14 protein-coding genes are annotated in these 16,509 nt (G+C 62.5%); 6 read left to right on the top strand and 8 right to left on the bottom strand.

Features of this window, described 5'->3' with window-relative positions; genetic code table 11:
• The first annotated feature begins 60 nt into the window (after positions 1 to 60).
• The 3 genes from IV098_RS04505 to IV098_RS04495 all read left to right on the top strand — a co-directional run bounded on the left by IV098_RS04505 (position 61) and on the right by IV098_RS04495 (position 2,385).
• Positions 61 to 1,197 (top strand): GGDEF domain-containing protein, encoded by a 1,137-nt coding sequence (locus IV098_RS04505; protein ID WP_296886624.1) that lies wholly within the window; start codon positions 61 to 63, stop codon positions 1,195 to 1,197.
• Positions 1,198 to 1,211: 14 nt separating this feature from the next.
• A complete protein-coding gene (locus IV098_RS04500) occupies positions 1,212 to 1,865 on the top strand; it encodes a class I SAM-dependent methyltransferase (protein WP_296886623.1) in 654 nt (217 codons plus the stop codon).
• A gap of 97 nt (positions 1,866 to 1,962) precedes the next feature.
• Complete coding sequence (locus IV098_RS04495) at positions 1,963 to 2,385, top strand: DUF2784 domain-containing protein (RefSeq protein ID WP_296886622.1); 423 nt, start codon at positions 1,963 to 1,965, stop codon at positions 2,383 to 2,385.
• Between the two features lie 218 nt (positions 2,386 to 2,603).
• On the opposite strand, the gene IV098_RS04490 is transcribed toward IV098_RS04495, so the two are convergent.
• The 3 genes from IV098_RS04490 to nifJ all read right to left on the bottom strand — a co-directional run bounded on the left by IV098_RS04490 (position 2,604) and on the right by nifJ (position 7,887).
• The gene (locus tag IV098_RS04490; protein WP_296886621.1) at positions 2,604 to 3,617 is read right to left on the bottom strand and encodes a dihydroorotate dehydrogenase-like protein; all 1,014 of its coding nucleotides are present in this window, start codon (positions 3,615 to 3,617) and stop codon (positions 2,604 to 2,606) included.
• A 278-nt stretch (positions 3,618 to 3,895) separates the two neighbouring features.
• Positions 3,896 to 4,183: a GIY-YIG nuclease family protein gene (locus IV098_RS04485; RefSeq protein ID WP_296886620.1), complete on the bottom strand. Its 288-nt coding sequence runs from the start codon at positions 4,181 to 4,183 to the stop codon at positions 3,896 to 3,898.
• Entirely contained in the window at positions 4,180 to 7,887 is a 3,708-nt protein-coding gene (gene nifJ, locus IV098_RS04480; protein ID WP_296886619.1) for a pyruvate:ferredoxin (flavodoxin) oxidoreductase, read from the bottom strand. Before nifJ ends, IV098_RS04485 begins: the two co-directional genes overlap by 4 nt.
• 189 nt (positions 7,888 to 8,076) lie before the next feature.
• Between nifJ and IV098_RS04475 the strand changes: the two genes are divergently transcribed.
• Positions 8,077 to 8,790 (top strand): thioredoxin family protein, encoded by a 714-nt coding sequence (locus IV098_RS04475; RefSeq protein ID WP_296886618.1) that lies wholly within the window; start codon positions 8,077 to 8,079, stop codon positions 8,788 to 8,790.
• A gap of 4 nt (positions 8,791 to 8,794) precedes the next feature.
• Here the strand turns inward: IV098_RS04475 and IV098_RS04470 are convergent, their stop codons facing one another.
• Together IV098_RS04470 and IV098_RS04465 are read right to left on the bottom strand one after the other, a co-directional pair.
• Positions 8,795 to 10,156, bottom strand: coding sequence for a sigma-54 dependent transcriptional regulator (locus IV098_RS04470; protein WP_296886617.1), 1,362 nt, complete (start codon positions 10,154 to 10,156; stop codon positions 8,795 to 8,797).
• The gene (locus tag IV098_RS04465; RefSeq protein WP_296886616.1) at positions 10,156 to 11,661 is read right to left on the bottom strand and encodes a HAMP domain-containing sensor histidine kinase; all 1,506 of its coding nucleotides are present in this window, start codon (positions 11,659 to 11,661) and stop codon (positions 10,156 to 10,158) included. The genes IV098_RS04470 and IV098_RS04465 overlap by 1 nt, the downstream gene beginning before the upstream one ends.
• Positions 11,662 to 11,924: 263 nt before the next feature.
• Here IV098_RS04465 and IV098_RS04460 point away from each other — a divergent pair, with 263 nt between their 5' ends.
• Both IV098_RS04460 and IV098_RS04455 read left to right on the top strand, forming a co-directional pair.
• Positions 11,925 to 12,116: a hypothetical protein gene (locus IV098_RS04460; RefSeq protein ID WP_296886615.1), complete on the top strand. Its 192-nt coding sequence runs from the start codon at positions 11,925 to 11,927 to the stop codon at positions 12,114 to 12,116.
• A 3-nt stretch (positions 12,117 to 12,119) separates the two neighbouring features.
• Positions 12,120 to 12,851 (top strand): DUF599 domain-containing protein, encoded by a 732-nt coding sequence (locus IV098_RS04455; protein WP_296886614.1) that lies wholly within the window; start codon positions 12,120 to 12,122, stop codon positions 12,849 to 12,851.
• Between the two features lie 8 nt (positions 12,852 to 12,859).
• Here the strand turns inward: IV098_RS04455 and ppx are convergent, their stop codons facing one another.
• Genes ppx through IV098_RS04440 form a run of 3 tightly spaced genes read right to left on the bottom strand, consistent with a single transcriptional unit; the run spans position 12,860 to position 16,506 of the window.
• Positions 12,860 to 14,344: an exopolyphosphatase gene (ppx, locus tag IV098_RS04450; RefSeq protein WP_296886613.1), complete on the bottom strand. Its 1,485-nt coding sequence runs from the start codon at positions 14,342 to 14,344 to the stop codon at positions 12,860 to 12,862.
• Positions 14,341 to 15,579, bottom strand: coding sequence for a nucleoside recognition domain-containing protein (locus IV098_RS04445; RefSeq protein ID WP_296886612.1), 1,239 nt, complete (start codon positions 15,577 to 15,579; stop codon positions 14,341 to 14,343). Before IV098_RS04445 ends, ppx begins: the two co-directional genes overlap by 4 nt.
• 6 nt (positions 15,580 to 15,585) lie before the next feature.
• Entirely contained in the window at positions 15,586 to 16,506 is a 921-nt protein-coding gene (locus tag IV098_RS04440; protein WP_296886611.1) for a CobD/CbiB family protein, read from the bottom strand.
• Between the last annotated feature and the right edge of the window lie 3 nt (positions 16,507 to 16,509).

Here is a 16,509-nt window from a genome sequence, read left to right as displayed (position 1 = left end):
ATCCAGGACGAGCATTGCTTCCGATGCAGCAATCGACCTGGCAACACACAAACCACCCCCATGAACGCCCCCCTGATAATCCTGACGATCTCGTGCTTTGTGGCGCTGGCCATGGGCGCGATCCTGTTCACGATTGCGAAGACCTATCCCAAAAGCATACGCGGCCTGACCGAATGGAGTGCGGCCGCGCTCGTCATCGGACTCAGTCTGCCGCTGTTCATTGCCAGGGGCGTGATTCCGGACGTATTCAGCATTGTGTTGGCCAATCTGATGATCCTGATCGGCTTCATGATGATGAATCAGGGCGTCAGGAAATTTGCAGGGGCGCCACCCCGGTCGAACCGGGTGGCGCTGGTTTTGTTCGTGCTTGCCTATGTTTCGCTGTTTGTGTGGTTCACCTTCATCCACCCGAATATCGGGATGCGGATTGCGACCATGAGCCTGTTTACCCTCGTCGTCATTCTCGATCAGCTGGTTTTTGTGCTGAAGAAACTGCCCCCAACGACAGGACGCCATATCCTGGTCGCTTCGCTGGTTATCCTGGTCGTGCCCAGGCTCGTCCGGCTGGGCGGCTTGATGCTCGGATTCGATCAGCCTGTGGGTGTGTTCGACCCCTCGATTCCGCAGCTTGTCTATATCGCCATTCCTTCCATCACGATTCCGCTAGGAACGATCAGCCTCATCTTGCTCGCCGCTGAAAAACTGCACCGGGACCTGGAATTCATCAGCCGCTACGACGACCTGACGCAATGCCTCAACAAAAAAGCGGCGATGGAAGAGCTGCAGCGGGAAATTGCCTGGACCAAACGTCACGACAACAAGCTGTCGATCATGCTTATCGATCTGGACAATTTCAAGAACATCAACGACACGCACGGCCACCTTGAGGGCGACAAGGTGCTGGTCGATTTTTCCGGCAAGGCCAAAACCGCGCTCCGGGAGACCGACCGGCTCACGCGTTTTGGCGGCGATGAATTCATGGCCATCCTCCCGGACACGGATGCCGAACACGCCATGCTCACAGCCGACCGCCTGCACCAGGCAGGAAAAACAGGCCAGCCGATCGCCTGGTCTGTCAGTATTGGCATTTCGGAATGGCTGGGTCAGGATGACTCGCTGGCGGCTTTGCAGACCCGCGCAGACCGGGCGCTTTACAAGGCCAAGGCCCATGGCCGCAACCAGACCCAATCCCTTTGAAACCTCGCCTCACCATGACCCACATGCCCCCCACCAAGCTCGACGCTTCACATTTCGACAGCAAAGCCCGCCGATGGGACGACAACCCGGTGTTCCGTGAACGCGGGCTGAAAATCGCGCAGGCCATCCGCCAGGCCGTGCCTCTGCATCCGCAGATGCGTGCGCTCGATTACGGTTGCGGCACGGGCCTGCTGTCGTTTCCGCTCAAGGATGAACTCGGCGCGATCCTGCTGGCGGACAGCTCGAACGGGATGCTCGATGTGGTGCGCGAGAAGATTGCCGCGCAAGACGTGCACCACATAACGGCGCTGCAGCTGGACCTGCTGAGCGACCCGGCTCCGGCCGAAAGATTCGACCTGATCGCCACCGCGATGACGCTGCACCATGTGCCCGACACCGACGCCATCCTGCGTATCTTCCACGGTCTGCTGCAGCCTGGCGGGTATCTGTGCGTCGCCGACCTCGACCAGGAAGACGGCTCGTTTCACGGCCCGGAAGTCGACGTGCACCACGGCTTCGATCAGGCCGACCTGGGCCGGCGCGCTGCGCAGGCCGGTTTTACCGATATCCGGTTTCAGACGGTGTTCAATATTGCCAAGGAACGCGAGGACGGGACACGGGACTACCCCGTTTTCTTGATGACGGCACAGCGCGCGCGTCATCCCTGATCCCGGCCACGAGCATGACATCCGTGACGCACATCCGCAGCGGGATTGAATTCCGGTTAACGGGGCCCGCGATTCATCCGGGCGTCAGGCACGGCTTGTGAGCGTCACCCCGCCCTATCAACTCCTCGCCGACGCGGTGCTGTTTGTGCACTTCGCCTTCGTCGTGTTTGTCGTGGGCGGGCTGGTCTTCATTGTCGTGGGCAATTTGCGCGACTGGCGCTGGGCCAGGTCTCTGTGGTTCCGTCTGGCGCACCTGGCCGCCATCACGGTGGTTGTCGCCCAATCCTGGCTTGGCGCAGCGTGCCCACTGACCGCTATTGAAATGTGGCTGCGCGCCAGAGCCCGGGAAACAATCTACTCGGGAAGCTTCATCGAGTATTGGCTGCAGAACGTGCTGTACTTCGAAGCGCCTGGCTGGGTATTCACGCTGGTCTACACCCTGTTTGGGCTGGTCGTCGCTGCCACATGGTGGTACGTCCCGCCCCGGCGCAATCAACCCACCCCTGAAAAAGAGGTTTGATTTTTGTTCAATAACAGGCGACAGACTGGACTATTGCCATTGTTGAACCGCCACGCCAGATCGAGTTTTTCTGCCACTTCAAACTTCAACTGGCCGGATCAATAACCTGCCCGCTACGCCCGTTCAACTCAAACCTTGCGCCCCCGGGGGAACGACTTTCCTCATGCCCATCCGGACCGATGCGGAACAGGGGCTGTGAGCCTGTAGCCGAAGCAGATTCAGGACCACACGCCCGGTCGCGTCGTAAAGCTGTCCAGCACGCGCAAATAACTCGCACGCGCCAGCACCGAAGGATCGGGCAGGTTTTGCTGGCTCATGCTGCCTTTCAGTTGCGCGACCGATTCGTATTCCTTCTCTTCCATCCAGTTCTGCAAAAACGCCAGGATTTCGGTCAGCTTGTCGGGCCCATGCTGCAGCAGGCAGGAGGCGAGATGCACCACATCGGCGCCGGCCAGCAGCAGTTTCAGGGTTTCGTCCAGGCCGTGAACGCCACCCGTGGCCGCCAGCGTGAGGCGGGTGCGGCCATGCAGGATGGCGATCCAGCGGATGCGCAGCAGCGCCTCGTCGCGATGTGACAGGTGCAGCTGATCGACCATGCGTAATGCTTCGAGGTCGATGTCGGGCTGGTAGAAGCGATTGAACAGCGCGACACCGTTTGCCCCAGCCATTTCCAGCTGCTTCACAAAATGCGGCAGCGAAGAAAAGTACGGCGACAGCTTCATCACGATGGGCAGGCTCACCACCTGACGCAGTTCGGTCAGCAGCTCGATGTAACGGGCCTCCACCTCGGCGCCGGATTGCTGCATGTCGGCCGCCACGTGATAGACGTTGAGCTCCAGGGCATCGGCACCGGCCTGTTGCAATTCGCGGCCGAGTTCCACCCAGCCGGACGGGGAGACGCCGTTGAGGCTGGCGACCACGGGGATTTCCAGCCGCCGCTTGAGCTGATGCAAGTGCGACAGATAGCGTTCCAGCCCGCCCTGGAAATCACCGCCATCAGGCAGGAACCCATCCGCCTCGCCGTGCCCAATGCCCGAATGCAGCAGGAAGCGATCCGTCATCGCGTCTTCCGCCCGCAATTCTTCCTCGAACAGGGAATACATCACCAGCGCGGCGGCGCCGGCGTCTTCCAGCCGCAGCGCAGTGTCGATGTTTTTCGACAGCGGCGAGGCCGAGGGCACCAGCGGGTTTTTGAGTGTGAGACCGAGGTAGTCGGTGGAGAGATCGATCATGCGGGGCTCCTGAAATTCAGTTGCTGGGCTGTTTTAATTGGCTGGACCCCGTGTCGTGGCACGGGGTGACGGCGGGATGCAAGGGGCGTCTGTACTTGCTCCGCTGTCGTGGCGTGCATGAGAAGTAGCCTGTAGCTGACGTCATACCGGCGAATACCCTGAAGGGCACAAGGGCCGGTACCCAGACAGACAAAAAAGCCTCAGCCTTATTGTTCGTCACCCCGTGCCACGACACGGGGTCCAGAAAATCAGACGACCTGGCCTTCGCCTGAAAACCCTTAAACCAGCCCTGCATACAAATCCTTCCATTCAGGATTCATCTTCTCGATCAGCTCCAGTTTCCACGCCCGCTTCCATTCCTTGAGCGTCTTCTCCCCCGCAATCGCGGTCAGCATGTCCGCATGCTGTTCAAACCAGGCCAGATCATGCACGCCATACTTTTTGGTAAATCCTTCGACCAGATCCTGCTTGTGCTCCCACACCCGCTTGATCAGGTCGGACGTCACGCCGATGTAGAGCGTGCCGTTGCGCTGGCTCGCCAGCATATAAACGCAGGGCTGTTTCACTTGTCCGGCTTGCGCTCTGCCGCTGCCATGTCCTGAACCATCTTGAAGCGCCGTTCGGCGTCCTGCTGCGCCTGGTCCAGGAAACGTTGCGCGGCCTCGGGATGGCTGCGCTGCAGCATGGCGAAGCGGGTTTCCGATTCCATGAAGGCCTTGATCGGCTGGCTCGGCGCGGCGGAATCGAGCTTGAAGGGATTGCCGCCCGCTTCTGCCAGACGCGGGTCGGAACGGAACAGCGGCCAGTGCCCGCTCTTCACTGCGAGATCCTGCTGGCGCTGGTTGTAGAGCAGGTCGTAGCCGTGGGCGATGCACGGGCTGTAGGCGACGATCAGCGAGGGGCCGTCGTAGGACTCGGCTTCGTGGAACACGCGCAGGGTCTGCACGTCCTTGGCGCCGTAGGCCGTGGTTGCAACATAGACGTGGCTGTAGTCGCTGGCGAGCTTGGCGAGGTCTTTCTTGGCGGTGGCCTTGCCGCCGGCAGAGAACTTGGCGACGGCGCCGATCGGCGTCGCTTTGGAAGTTTGCCCGCCGGTATTGGAATAGACCTCGGTGTCGAGCACCAGGATGTTGACGTCGTACGGCAACGCCAGCACGTGGTCGAGTCCGCCGTAGCCGATGTCGTAGGCCCAGCCGTCGCCGCCGATGATCCATACCGAGCGGCGGATCAGCCATTCGGCGACGCTGGTGAATTCCTTCGCGCGCGGGTGGCGGGAGGCCACCAGTTTGTCGAGCAGCAGGGCAACGCGGCCGCGCTGTTCAACTATGCCCGCCTCCTCGCGCTGGTCGGCGTTGACCAGTGCCTCGGCCAGGTCGCCACCGATGTCGTTCGCCTGTTCACGCACCAGCTGTTTCGCATACGCCATCAGCTGGTCGGCAGCGAGCCGCATGCCCAGGCCGAATTCGGCGTTGTCCTCGAACAGCGAATTGCTCCACGCCGGACCGCGCCCGGCGCCGTTCACCGTGTAGGGTGTGGAGGGCAAATTGCCGCCGTAGATCGACGAACACCCGGTGGCGTTGGCGACCAGCATGCGGTCGCCGAACAGTTGCGTGGCAAGACGGATGTAGGGCGTTTCGCCGCAGCCGGCGCAGGCGCCGGAAAACTCGAACAAGGGGTCGAGCAGCATCGAACCCGGGAGGGTGCCATGCTTAATCATGCTACGGTCGAACTCGGGCAGGCGCAGGAAGAAAGTGAAATTGTCGCGCTCCTGATCGCGCAAGGGGCCGACCGGCGCCATGTTCACCGCCCTGCGAGAAACATTCGACTTGTCGTGAATCGGGCAGGCTTCGACACAGTCGCCGCAGCCGGTGCAGTCCTCCGGCGCGACCTGGTAGCTGATGCGGGTGCCGGCTGGCAAATCCTTGCTCTTGGCCGGCACGTGCTTGAAGCCCGGCGGCGCGTGGGCTGCAGCTTCAGCGCTGAAAGCGCGTGCGCGGATCGCGCTGTGCGGGCAGACGAACACGCACTTGCCGCACTGGGTGCAAATGTCAGCTTCCCACACCGGGATTTCCAGCGCGATGTTGCGCTTTTCGTAGCGCGCGGTGCCCAGCGGATAGGTGCCATCTACCGGCAGCAACGACACCGGCAGACGATCGCCGTGACCCTGGTAGATCGGCAGGGTGAGATCGCGCACGAAGTCGGGGACATCCGTCACCCCGGCGAACGCCGGGGCCCAGCGTTTTTCATCCGACTGGATCCCGGCGCTTGTGCCCTTCAGGGTATCCGCCGGGATGACAACTTGATGCAACTCCGCCAGCGTCGTATCGATGGCGCGGTAATTCAGCTCGACCAGGCGCTTGCTTTTTTTACCGTAGGTCTTGTCGACCGCATGCTTGATCGCGGCGATCGCTTCGTCTTTCGGCAGGATGCCAGAGATGGCGAAGAAGCAGGTCTGCATGATGGTGTTGATGCGCCGCCCCATGCCAGCCTCGGCGGCCACGGCGTAGGCGTCGATCACCCACAGATGCAGGCGCTTGTCGCGGATCTGCGCGCGCATAGTCTCGGGCAAGCTATCCCACACCTGATCCGGCGGCGCCGGGGTGTTGAGCAGAAACACCCCGTCGGGTGCGGCATGTGCCAACAGGTCATAGCGCTCGACGAACACCGGCTGATGGCAGGCGACGAAGCCGGCCATGCCCGCCTCGATCAGATAGGTGGAACGGATCGCCGCCGGTCCGAAGCGCAGGTGCGATACCGTCACCGCACCGGATTTCTTCGAATCGTAGACAAAATAGCCCTGCGCCTGCAGGTCGGTGGCTTCGCCGAGAATCTTGATCGAGTTCTTGTTGGCCGACACCGTGCCGTCTGCGCCCAGCCCCCAGAACACGGCATGCTGGAGTTGGCGCGACGCGTCGGTGCGGAACGTCTCGTCCCACGGCAGCGACAGGTGGGTGACATCGTCGTCGATGCCGATGGTGAACTGGCGTTTCACTCCATCCTGGCGCTGCGCGCCCACCCTCTCCCGGCCCTGCGGGCCACCCCCTCCCCTCAAGGGAGAGGGGACATCAAGCCCCTCCCCCTTGAGAGGGGAGGGGCTGGGGAGAGAGTGAGCGCGCAGCGCATCAAACACCGCTTTCACCATGCCGGGCGTGAATTCCTTGCTCGCCAGACCATAGCGGCCGCCGATGACACGCGGCATGCTGCGCGCGCCGTCCGCCGCCGCCTGCGCCAATGCGGTCACCACGTCCTTGTAGAGTGGTTCGCCGTCGGCGCCCGGCTCCTTGCAACGGTCGAGCACGGCGATGAATGTTACGGTGTGCGGTAGCGCGTCCAGCAATGCAGTTGGCGAAAATGGCCGGTACAGCCGCACCTTCAACACCCCCACTTTTTCGCCGCGGGCCAGCAGATGATCGACCGTCTCGTGCACCGTCTCGGCGCCAGACCCCATCAGCACGATGACGCGCTCGGCGTCGGCCGCGCCGACATACTCGAACAGCGTGTAATGGCGCCCGGTCAATTCGCCGAAGCGGTTCATCGCGTCCTGCACGATCTGCGGAAAACGGTCGTAGAACGGGTTGGCGCGTTCGCGCGACTGGAAAAACACGTCCGGGTTCTGCGAGGTGCCGCGCAACACCGGATGCTCGGGTGACAGCGCGCGGGCGCGATGCGCCGCGATCAAATCAGCGTCGAGCATGGCGCGCACGCTATCGGCTTCCACCGCGGTGATCTTCGCCACCTCGTGCGAGGTCCGGAAGCCGTCGAAGAAATGAATCACCGGGATACGCCCGGCCAGCGTGGCCGCCTGCGCGATGACCGCGAAATCCTGCGCCTCCTGCGGCGAGTTTGCGGCGAGCATGGCGCAGCCGGTGGCGCGGCAGGCCATGACGTCGGACTGGTCGCCAAAGATCGACAGTGCGTGCGTCGCCAGCGTCCGCGCTGCCACATGCAACACAAAAGGCGTCAACTCGCCGGCGATCTTGTACAGGTTGGGGATCATCAACAGCAGCCCCTGGCTGGCGGTAAAGCTGGTCGCCAGCGCGCCGGACGTGAGCGCGCCGTGCAATGCGCCGGCGGCGCCCCCTTCCGACTGCATTTCGATGATGGTCGGCACCGCACCCCACAAATTGGGCCGGCCCTGCGATGCCCATTCGTCGGCCCATTCGCCCATGCTGGACGCCGGCGTGATCGGGTAAATGGCGATGATCTCGTTGCCGAGGTAGGCGATGCGGGCAACGGCCTCGTTGCCGTCGATGGTGAGCATGCGGGTCATGGCAATCGCTTTCAGGACAACTCTGTCCCTTATTCTAGTCCCGAGTGGCGAATGCGTCTTCCCGTGACACAGTCACACCCTGCCAGACCATCAGTCTCTGGCGCTTTTGCCCGCGGAGACAAACCCGGATTAAATCCGTAAGGAATATCCACATGACGCGACCAAGACAAAATCCAACAGGAGTTGTTCATGCGCGTTTTCATATTGCTATGCGCCCTTCTCGCCCCGACGGTTCACGCCGCAGCCTGCAGCGCCGTCAGTGGCGACACCCGAAACCGCCTGCTGGAGCTCTACACCTCGGAAGGCTGCAGTTCCTGCCCGCCCGCCGACCGCTGGCTGTCGCAACTGCCGGCAAACAGCGGCGTGGTGCCGCTGGCCTTCCATGTTGATTACTGGGACCGGCTGGGCTGGCGCGACCCGTTCGCCCAGGCCGCGTTCGGCCAGCGCCAGCGCGCCCGCAACAGCGGGCCAGGCTGGGTCTATACGCCGCAGGTGATGCTTGATGGCGAGGATTTCCGCAGCTGGCAAGGCGGGCTGCCTGCCCGCTTGCGCGCCCCTGCCACGGTAAGCCTGAGTCTCGAAATCAATCAGACGCCAGCGGTCATCGAGGCGCAGGTGGAAAGCCGCTTCGTGTCATCTGGCGCTGCGCGCAATGCGCAGGTGTATCTGGCCCTGTATGAAAACCGGCTCAGTTCCAGGATCACGGCAGGCGAGAACGCGCAGCGCACGCTGCAGCACGATTACGTGGTGCGTCAATTGGTCGGGCCGCTCGACCCCCAACGCGCGCGTTACCGTTTTGCCGTGGCGCCGGGATGGCAGCTTGCGAATCTCGGCGTGACGGCGTTCGTGCTGGATGCGCAGGGCAAAACGATGCAGGCGCTGATGCGGCCGGCGTGTCCTTGAACGATCACGACTCTGACTGATCTTTGCGTCGCGCCTTGAGCTTGCGCCACAAGGACGCGCGGTTGATGCCCAGAATCTGTGCCGCCACCGTCTGGTTGCCCTTCACTTCTTCGAGCACGCGAGTGATGTAGGTTTGCTCCTGCTCCTCCAGCGTGGGCAGGCGTCCCTCGATCTTGCGCAGGCTGAACCCTTCGGCCTTCTGGAAGGACTCCGGCAGATGCGCCACTTCGATGACGTCACCCTGCGCCATGGCGGTGCCGCGCTCGATCAGGTTTTCCAGTTCACGCACATTGCCGGGGAACGGATAGTCCATCAGCAGCGCCAGCACTTCGCTGGAAATCCGCGTCACCGGCTTTTTCATCCGGCTCGCATACTTGAGCAAAAAATGCCGCGCCAGCAGCGGAATATCGCCCCTGCGCTGCGCCAGCGACGGGATGCGCAGATTGACCACGTTCAGGCGGAAATACAGGTCATCGCGAAAACTGCTGTTCCTGATCGCCTCGCCCACATCGCGATTGCTGGCCGCCAGCACCCGGACGTCGCTCTTGATCGCCCGCGTGCCGCCCACCCGCAGCACTTCTTTTTCCTGCAGCACCCGCAACAGCTTGACCTGCATCGACGGCGCCATTTCCGTCACTTCGTCGAGGAACAGGGTGCCGCCCGCGCTCGCCTCGATCAGCCCTTTTTTCAGCGTGGTCGCGCCGGTGAACGCGCCTTTTTCATGGCCGAACAATTCGTTGGTCAGCAGCTGTTCGCTGAACGCGCCGCAGTTGATCGCAGTGTAGGGGCCATCGGCCCGATTGCTCTGCCGGTGCAGGTATTTGGCGAACAGCTCCTTGCCGGTGCCGCTCTCGCCGGTGATGAGCACGCTGCAGTCGGTGGGCGCGATCTGCCGGGCCATGTCCAGCAGACGCTGCATTTCGACATCCTGGGTGACGATGCCGTCACCGTCCCGGTAGTGCTCGACCTCGCGCCGCAATTCCGCGTTCTCGTTCCGCAAGCGGACTTTGGCCAGCGCCTCGGCCACCACCTTGCGCACTTCGTCGAGCCGGAACGGTTTGGCAATGTAGTAGAACGCGCCGTGTTTCAGTGCCTGCACGGCAGACTCGGCCGTCGCAAATCCGGTGATGAAGATGACTTCCGCATCCGGTTGCCGTTCGCGGCTCGCCTTCAGCACGTCCATGCCGTCGACGCCTTCCATGCGCAGATCGGTGAGCACCACGTCGAAGCCTTGCGTCTCCAGCAGCGTCACCGCTTCCTCGCCACTCTGGGTGGCGGTCACCTTGTAGCCCTCCTTTTCCATCACATGCTGGAGATTGCTCAGGGCGATTTCCTCGTCGTCCACGATCAGCAGGCGTGCGTCCATTAATGCGCTCCCTGTTGAGTGTCCAAGTTGAAGACGGGAAGCCGGATGCAGAACTGCGCGCCCTGCCCCGGCGTGCTTTGCACGGCGATGCAGCCGCCATGCTCATCGACGATTTCATAGACCACAAACAGGCCCAGTCCCATGCCATGGCCAACGTCTTTGGTGGTGAAGAAGGGATCGAAAATGCGCGGCAGAATATCCGGCGCAATGCCCGGCCCGTTGTCCGTCACACGGATTTCCACCATTGCGCCTTTTGTCGTGCAGCCCTCGCCCAGGGCCGTGCCCGCAGGCGGCTCGCTGGCCTGCACGATTTGCGCCGCGATATCGATGCGCCCCTGCGGTCCGAGTCCTTCCATGGCGTTGCGGATCAGGTTGACGAACACTTGCTGCAGGCGCTGGGCATCGGCCGGCACGCTCAGGTTGTCCGGGATGGACAGCTGCACCACCGACTTGGCCGATACCTCGCCGCGCACGAAACCGACCGTTTGCGCCACCAGCGGCCGCAGCAGCACGGCCTCCTTGCGGAACGCCCGTTCGCGCGAAAAATCCAGCAGCGAACGGACGATGGTGCGCGCCCGTTCGGTCTGCTGGTCGATCTGTTCCAGGTAGCGTTTTTGCGTCGCCGCATCGTTTTCGCCCACTTCTTCCAGCAGGATCTGGCAGGAGGTCGAGATATTCGACAGCGGGTTGTTCAGTTCGTGCGCCACCCCGGACAGCATGGTTCCGAGCGAAACCATGCGCTCCGACCGCATCAGCGACTTCTGCCGCAGATCCAGCTCTTTCAGCATGTGGTTGAACGCCGCGATGATGGACAGGATCTCGCGATCGTTGGAAGGCGCCAGCAGGGTTTCACGGTAATTGGCTGAAATGGCCGCCACGCTGGTTTCCATTTCCTTGAGCGGCTTCACCACCCGTTGCGACAATGCGCGACCGATCACCACGATCAGCAGCGCCATGCTCACAATGACGCCCAGCAGCAAGCTGCGAAAAGAAGCCAGGGTGGTTTGAATCTGGTGCCGCTCGGTGCCCGCCATCTCCTCGGCGATGGCTACGACCGCCTGCCCGAGTTGACGCACCCGCGGCTCGGCTGCGGCGAACTGGCGCGGGTCAGCGGCCGCTAAAACCGAGATCTGCCGCTGATAGTCATTCAGACGCGTATGCAGTTGGGTCAGGCGCGCTTCGCTGGCGATCGCCGCGAAATCGGCCCGGTTGGCTGTAAGCATGGCCTGCGCCTGCTCAATATAGCGGCCGTTTTCCGTCAGGTCGGCGGCCTGATGATAAAGAAAATAGTTGCGCTCGAAACGACGTATCTCAAGCGCGGTATTGAACAGGTCGGTAGCCCGCTGCCCCAGCACCACCCGCGCTTCCAGCGTGCGCAGCTCGCCCACGAAAAACAGTGAGGCCACCAGAATGATCGCCGCCACTGCGTAATAGCCCAGGGTGATTTTGCCTCGCAGGGAATGGCGCGATAAGGTGCCGGGATCAGAAAGCGGTGTGGAATCCATGTTTTTGCATCAATTCGACCTGAATGGTTGCATTTTGCAACAACCGATGCATAAGTTCAACGCCCGCATTAATTTAATAATTAACCATTTATAAACATACATATAGAAAAACAATTCAATTTTTAAAAGTTGCTTAATGCAACACATGAAACCCTGATTAATCCGAGCAAGGGCACGAACATTCTTTTAAATTCAATTGGATACACTAATGGCACGCATTATGCCTTTATAAGTTCATCCCAACCGCCCGGAGCGAACTCGCCATGAAAACCCACACCAAATTGTTTTTCAATGCCCTGTCTTTTGCCAACGCGGGCAACCTGGACGAATTCAAAAACCTGCTGCGCGAGATTGACGTGCCGGACAACGCCACCGACCGGACGAAAGAGCCCAAAGCGAATAGCCCGTCACCGGACAACGCGCCTCTCCTCGGGCACATCCAGGGCGCGGTGTAAGACATGGCCACATTCGCCGACTTTGAAATCGATTTCATGGCGTTCGCCGTCAGCGCCGCCATCGTTGCCGCCTATTACGGCTTTCTCAACATGAAGGTGCGGGCCAACCCCACCTACACCATCCACGGTGTCAATGCCCTGGCGCGCACCCTGTGGGTGGAACACATCATGCGCAACTCCAGCAAGGACATCATGGCAGTGCAAACCATGCGGAATTTCATCATGGGCTCCTCGCTCATGGCGTCGACCGCTGCGCTGCTCATCATCGGCACCCTGACCCTTTCAGGTCAAGCCGAGCACATTGCACCGAACTGGCATGTACTGAACCTCGAAGGCTCATTTGCCACCGAGATCTGGATCGTCAAGGTGATGTTCCTGCTGCTGGATTTCATCGTGGCCTTCTTTGCCTTCGCCATGTCGGTGCGCCTGGCCAACCATGTCGTGTTCATGGTGAACGTGCCTGAGCATGACGCCCATCACAATCTCTCACCCAGGGCGGTTGCGCGGCGGTTGCACCGTGCCGGCAACATGTTTGCAATTGGCATGCGCGCCTTCTTTTTTGCGGTGCCATTGGTATTCTGGCTGTTTGGGCCGTATTTCCTGCTGATTTCGTCGATCGGTCTGGTGGTCGCGCTCTATCAGCTGGACCACTGCGAACCGGAAGACGCTCTGGTGGAATCCGACATTCAGCCCGCACTGCCATCACAGACCATGCAGGCGAAATACGCGAAATAAATCCCGGTTCAGGCGAACAGGAATTTGATGCCCACTGCGTGCCAGTGGACCGATTCGTCTTCCAGCGCGCGGCGCGTCAGCGGGCGGCGTTCCAGCCAGCCTTCGGGCAGGGTCAGGCGGAAACGCCTGCCGCTGGTCTCCACCTTGATGTCGGGCAGACGCGGTTCGGCGCGGTTGCGGCAGAGGATCACAGCCTGGCGCAGTAGCCACACCAGCAGTCGGTCGTTGTCCGGCAAACCGCCTTCCGGGGCAAATTCCGGCAGCTTGTTCAGCGCGCCGCGCTGGGCGCGTGCCAGCAGGGCCAGCCGCGACTGGTCGGAGCGCGAGAAACCGGGCATGTCGGCGTTTTCCAGAATGTAGGCGGAATGGCGGTGATAGCCGCCGTGCGACACCGACAGGCCGATTTCATGCAGGCGCGCGGTCCAGTCGAGAAACTGCACGTCGTTCTCGCTCGCCGCCTCGCCCCCCGCCGCGCTCAGCAGCTTGAGCGCCACGCGGTTGACGCGCGCGGCCTGCTGGTTGTCGATGTGGTAACGGCGCATGAATTCGTCCACCGTCGCCTCGCGCATGTCCTGCTTGTGAAAGCGCCCCAGCAGGTCGTACAGGATGCCTTCGCGCATCGCGGTTTCGGCGACGTCCATCTGCTCGATGCCGAGCTCGGCGAACAGACCCATCATGATGGCAAAGCCGCCGGTGATCACCGGGCGGCGGTCGCGCGTCAGCCCGACGAGGTCGAGCGCGTCGATATGCCCCGCCTTGACCATCAGGCTGCGCAGCTGGGTCAGGCCGTGCGCGGTGATACCGGTATCGGACAGGCCATTGAGTTCGAGCAGTTCGCGCAGCGCACGCGCGGTGCCGGACGAGCCGATCGCCTGCTGCCAGTTGCCATGGGAAAACTCGCGGGCGATGCGCTCGACTTCGGCGCGCGCCGCCGTCTCGGCGGCTTTCATCGAGGCCTTGTCGATCACGCCTTCGGGGAAAAATCGCCGCGAAAAATTGACGCAGCCCATGTGCAGGCTTTCGCGTTCCAGCGGCTTCAAGCCCTGGCCGATGATGAATTCGGTGGAGCCGCCGCCGATGTCGACCACCAGCCGCTTGTCGGGCGAGGGGAACAGCGAATGCGCGACGCCCAGATAAATCAGCCGCGCTTCCTCGCGGCCGGCGACGATTTCGATCGGGTGGCCGAGCGCGATTTCGGCCTTGGGAATGAAGATGTCGGCGTTCTTGGCGATGCGCAGGGCCGAGGTGCCGACGCAGCGGATGGCTTCCGGCGACAGGCCGCGCAGGCGCTCGCCGAAGCGGTGCAGGCAGGCCAGCGCGCGCGTCTGGGTGGCTTCGTCGAGCTGCTTGTCATCGGTCAGGCCGCCGGCGAGGCGCACGGTTTCCTTCAGCGAATCGAGCGGATAAAGCTGGTCGCCGGACACCCGCACCACTTCGAGGCGAAAAGAGTTGGAGCCGAGGTCGACGGCGGCGAGGGTGTCGTAGGTTTTCATGCGCTGTTGCCAAAGAAGAGATAGGCCATGCCGATGGCGGCGAGGATGCCGGCGGCGTCGGCGATCAGCCCGCAGGTCACGGCATGGCGCACGCGTTTGATGCCGACCGCGCCGAAGTAAACCGCCAGCACGTAAAAGGTGGTTTCGGTGCTGCCCTGCACGATGGAAGCGAGGCGTCCGGCAAAGGAGTCGGCACCGTGCGCCTGCATGGTGTCGATCATCATCGCGCGCGCACCGCTGCCGGAAAAGGGTTTCATCAGCGCCGTCGGCAGGGCATCGACCCAGCGCGTGTCGAAGCCCAGCGCCAGCACGCCGCTACGCACAGCATTCATCAGCAAGTCGAGCGCGCCGCTGGCGCGGAACACAGCAATGGCCACCAGCATTGCAACAAGATACGGAATGATCGTGACAGCGGTGTGAAAGCCCTCCTTCGCGCCTTCGATGAAGGCCTCGTAGGCGTTGACCCGGTTGCGCACCGCCATCAGCAGGAAGGTGACGATCAGGCCGAACAGCAGCACGTTGCTGAGGATCGACGACTGCCGCGTCATCTCGGCCGCGTCGAGGCTGCCGAACCAGGCCACCAGTCCGCCGATCAGCGCGGTCGCGCCGCCCAAGTAAGCCAGGGTGACGCGGTTCCACAGGTGCAGGCGCTGATACATGCCAGTGACCAGCAGTCCACACAGCGTGCCGATGTAGGTGGTGATCAGCAGCGGCACGAATACGTCGGTCGGATCGGCTGCGCCGAGCTGGGCGCGATAGGTGAAGATGGTCACCGGTAGCAGGGTCACCGAGGCCGTGTTGATCACCAGGAACAGGACCTGCGCGTCGCTGGCGGTATCGGGCAGGGGGTTGAGCGTCTGTAGTTCCTGCATCGCCTTGATGCCGAGCGGCGTGGCGGCATTGTCGAGACCCAGCATGTTGGCGCCCATGTTCATGGTCATCGCGCCGAGCGCCGGGTGGTTGGGCGGAACTTCGGGAAACAGGCGTTTGAACAGTGGCGCCAGGCCGCGCGTCAGCAGTTCCAGCATGCCGGCACGCTCGCCGATTTTCATGACGCCTAGCCACAGCGTCATCACGCCGGTCAGGCCGAGCGCGATTTCAAACGCCGCCTTGCTGCTGTCGAACAGCGCCTTGACCAGGCCGGCGAATATTCCGGCATCGCCCAGCACCAGCAGTTTGAACAGGGCGATCACAAAGGCGGCGACAAAGAAGCCGACCCATAAAACGTTCAGCATGGGACGTCAGGTCACCCAGCCTGCGATCACGATCAGCAGCCCGGCCACCATCCAGATCACCAGCCCGCGCCAGATCATGCTGACCGCGCTGTCGATGCTGTCGGGGTCGGGGTCGGTCTGGCCGCTACCCAGCTCGGGGCGCCACACGGTTTCGCCGCCGACATTGAGCGGCTGCCCCAGCCGAATGCCCATCGCACCGGCGCCGGCCGCCAGCACCACGCCGTCTTCCGGCTCCGGCCAGCCGGCCGCCTGGGTACGCCAGCAAAACGTCGCGTCCTCGAAGTTGCCTGCGATGGCGTAGGTCAGCGCTGTCAGCCGCAGGGGCAGCCAGTTGATCGCATGAAAGGCGCGCTGTGCAAATGCACCGAACGCACCCTGTGCCCCCAGCCAGCGCCGCGCCAGGATCGAGGCGGTGCGGAACAGCACCGCGCCGACCGGCCCGAGCGGAATCAGCAGCACGAACCACAGCAGCACGCCGAACATCTGGCGATGGCTGGCCTCCATGACCTGCTCGATGGTGACGCGTGCGACTTCGTCGGCACTGAACTGGCTGGCGTCGCCGCCGCGCCAGGCGATGAGTTGCGCGCGCGCGGCATCGAGTTCACCGGCCCGCAGCAGGCGTGCGATGCGTTCGGCGTCGTCGCTGAAATATTTGAAGCCGAGGGTGAAATACAGCACCGCCACACTCCACACCCAGCCCAGAAACGGGCTGATGCCGCTCAGCAGGCGGTCGACCAGCCACACGCCGAGCAGCAGCGGCACCACCGCCAGCCCCCAGGCGATGGCGCCGTGGCTGAATGCGTTGGCGTTGAACTTGTGCTCCAGCCATTGGGTGAAACGCGCGTACTGCTGGTAGTGCGGCAACGGCTGCCGCAGCGGGCGCATGTGCTCGAGGGTGACGGCAGCGAGGACGGTGAAGAATGCCATGCG

The organism is Thiobacillus sp. (assembly GCF_018780105.1).
Lineage (GTDB): Bacteria > Pseudomonadota > Gammaproteobacteria > Burkholderiales > Thiobacillaceae > Thiobacillus.
This window is presented reverse-complemented; position numbering and strand designations above follow the sequence as displayed.

Excerpts from the sequence above, each read along its gene's own strand:
- IV098_RS04440 (WP_296886611.1), bottom strand. The coding sequence starts at position 16,506 with ATGGCATTCTTCACCGTCCTCGCTGCCGTCACCCTCGAGCACATGCGC.
- IV098_RS04465 (WP_296886616.1), bottom strand. The coding sequence starts at position 11,661 with ATGGATTCCACACCGCTTTCTGATCCCGGCACCTTATCGCGCCATTCC.
- ppx (WP_296886613.1), bottom strand. The coding sequence starts at position 14,344 with ATGAAAACCTACGACACCCTCGCCGCCGTCGACCTCGGCTCCAACTCT.
- IV098_RS04500 (WP_296886623.1), top strand. The coding sequence starts at position 1,212 with ATGACCCACATGCCCCCCACCAAGCTCGACGCTTCACATTTCGACAGC.
- IV098_RS04455 (WP_296886614.1), top strand. The coding sequence starts at position 12,120 with ATGGCCACATTCGCCGACTTTGAAATCGATTTCATGGCGTTCGCCGTC.
- IV098_RS04460 (WP_296886615.1), top strand. The coding sequence starts at position 11,925 with ATGAAAACCCACACCAAATTGTTTTTCAATGCCCTGTCTTTTGCCAAC.
- IV098_RS04475 (WP_296886618.1), top strand. The coding sequence starts at position 8,077 with ATGCGCGTTTTCATATTGCTATGCGCCCTTCTCGCCCCGACGGTTCAC.
- IV098_RS04505 (WP_296886624.1), top strand. The coding sequence starts at position 61 with ATGAACGCCCCCCTGATAATCCTGACGATCTCGTGCTTTGTGGCGCTG.
- IV098_RS04445 (WP_296886612.1), bottom strand. The coding sequence starts at position 15,579 with ATGCTGAACGTTTTATGGGTCGGCTTCTTTGTCGCCGCCTTTGTGATC.
- IV098_RS04490 (WP_296886621.1), bottom strand. The coding sequence starts at position 3,617 with ATGATCGATCTCTCCACCGACTACCTCGGTCTCACACTCAAAAACCCG.
- nifJ (WP_296886619.1), bottom strand. The coding sequence starts at position 7,887 with ATGACCCGCATGCTCACCATCGACGGCAACGAGGCCGTTGCCCGCATC.
- IV098_RS04470 (WP_296886617.1), bottom strand. The coding sequence starts at position 10,156 with ATGGACGCACGCCTGCTGATCGTGGACGACGAGGAAATCGCCCTGAGC.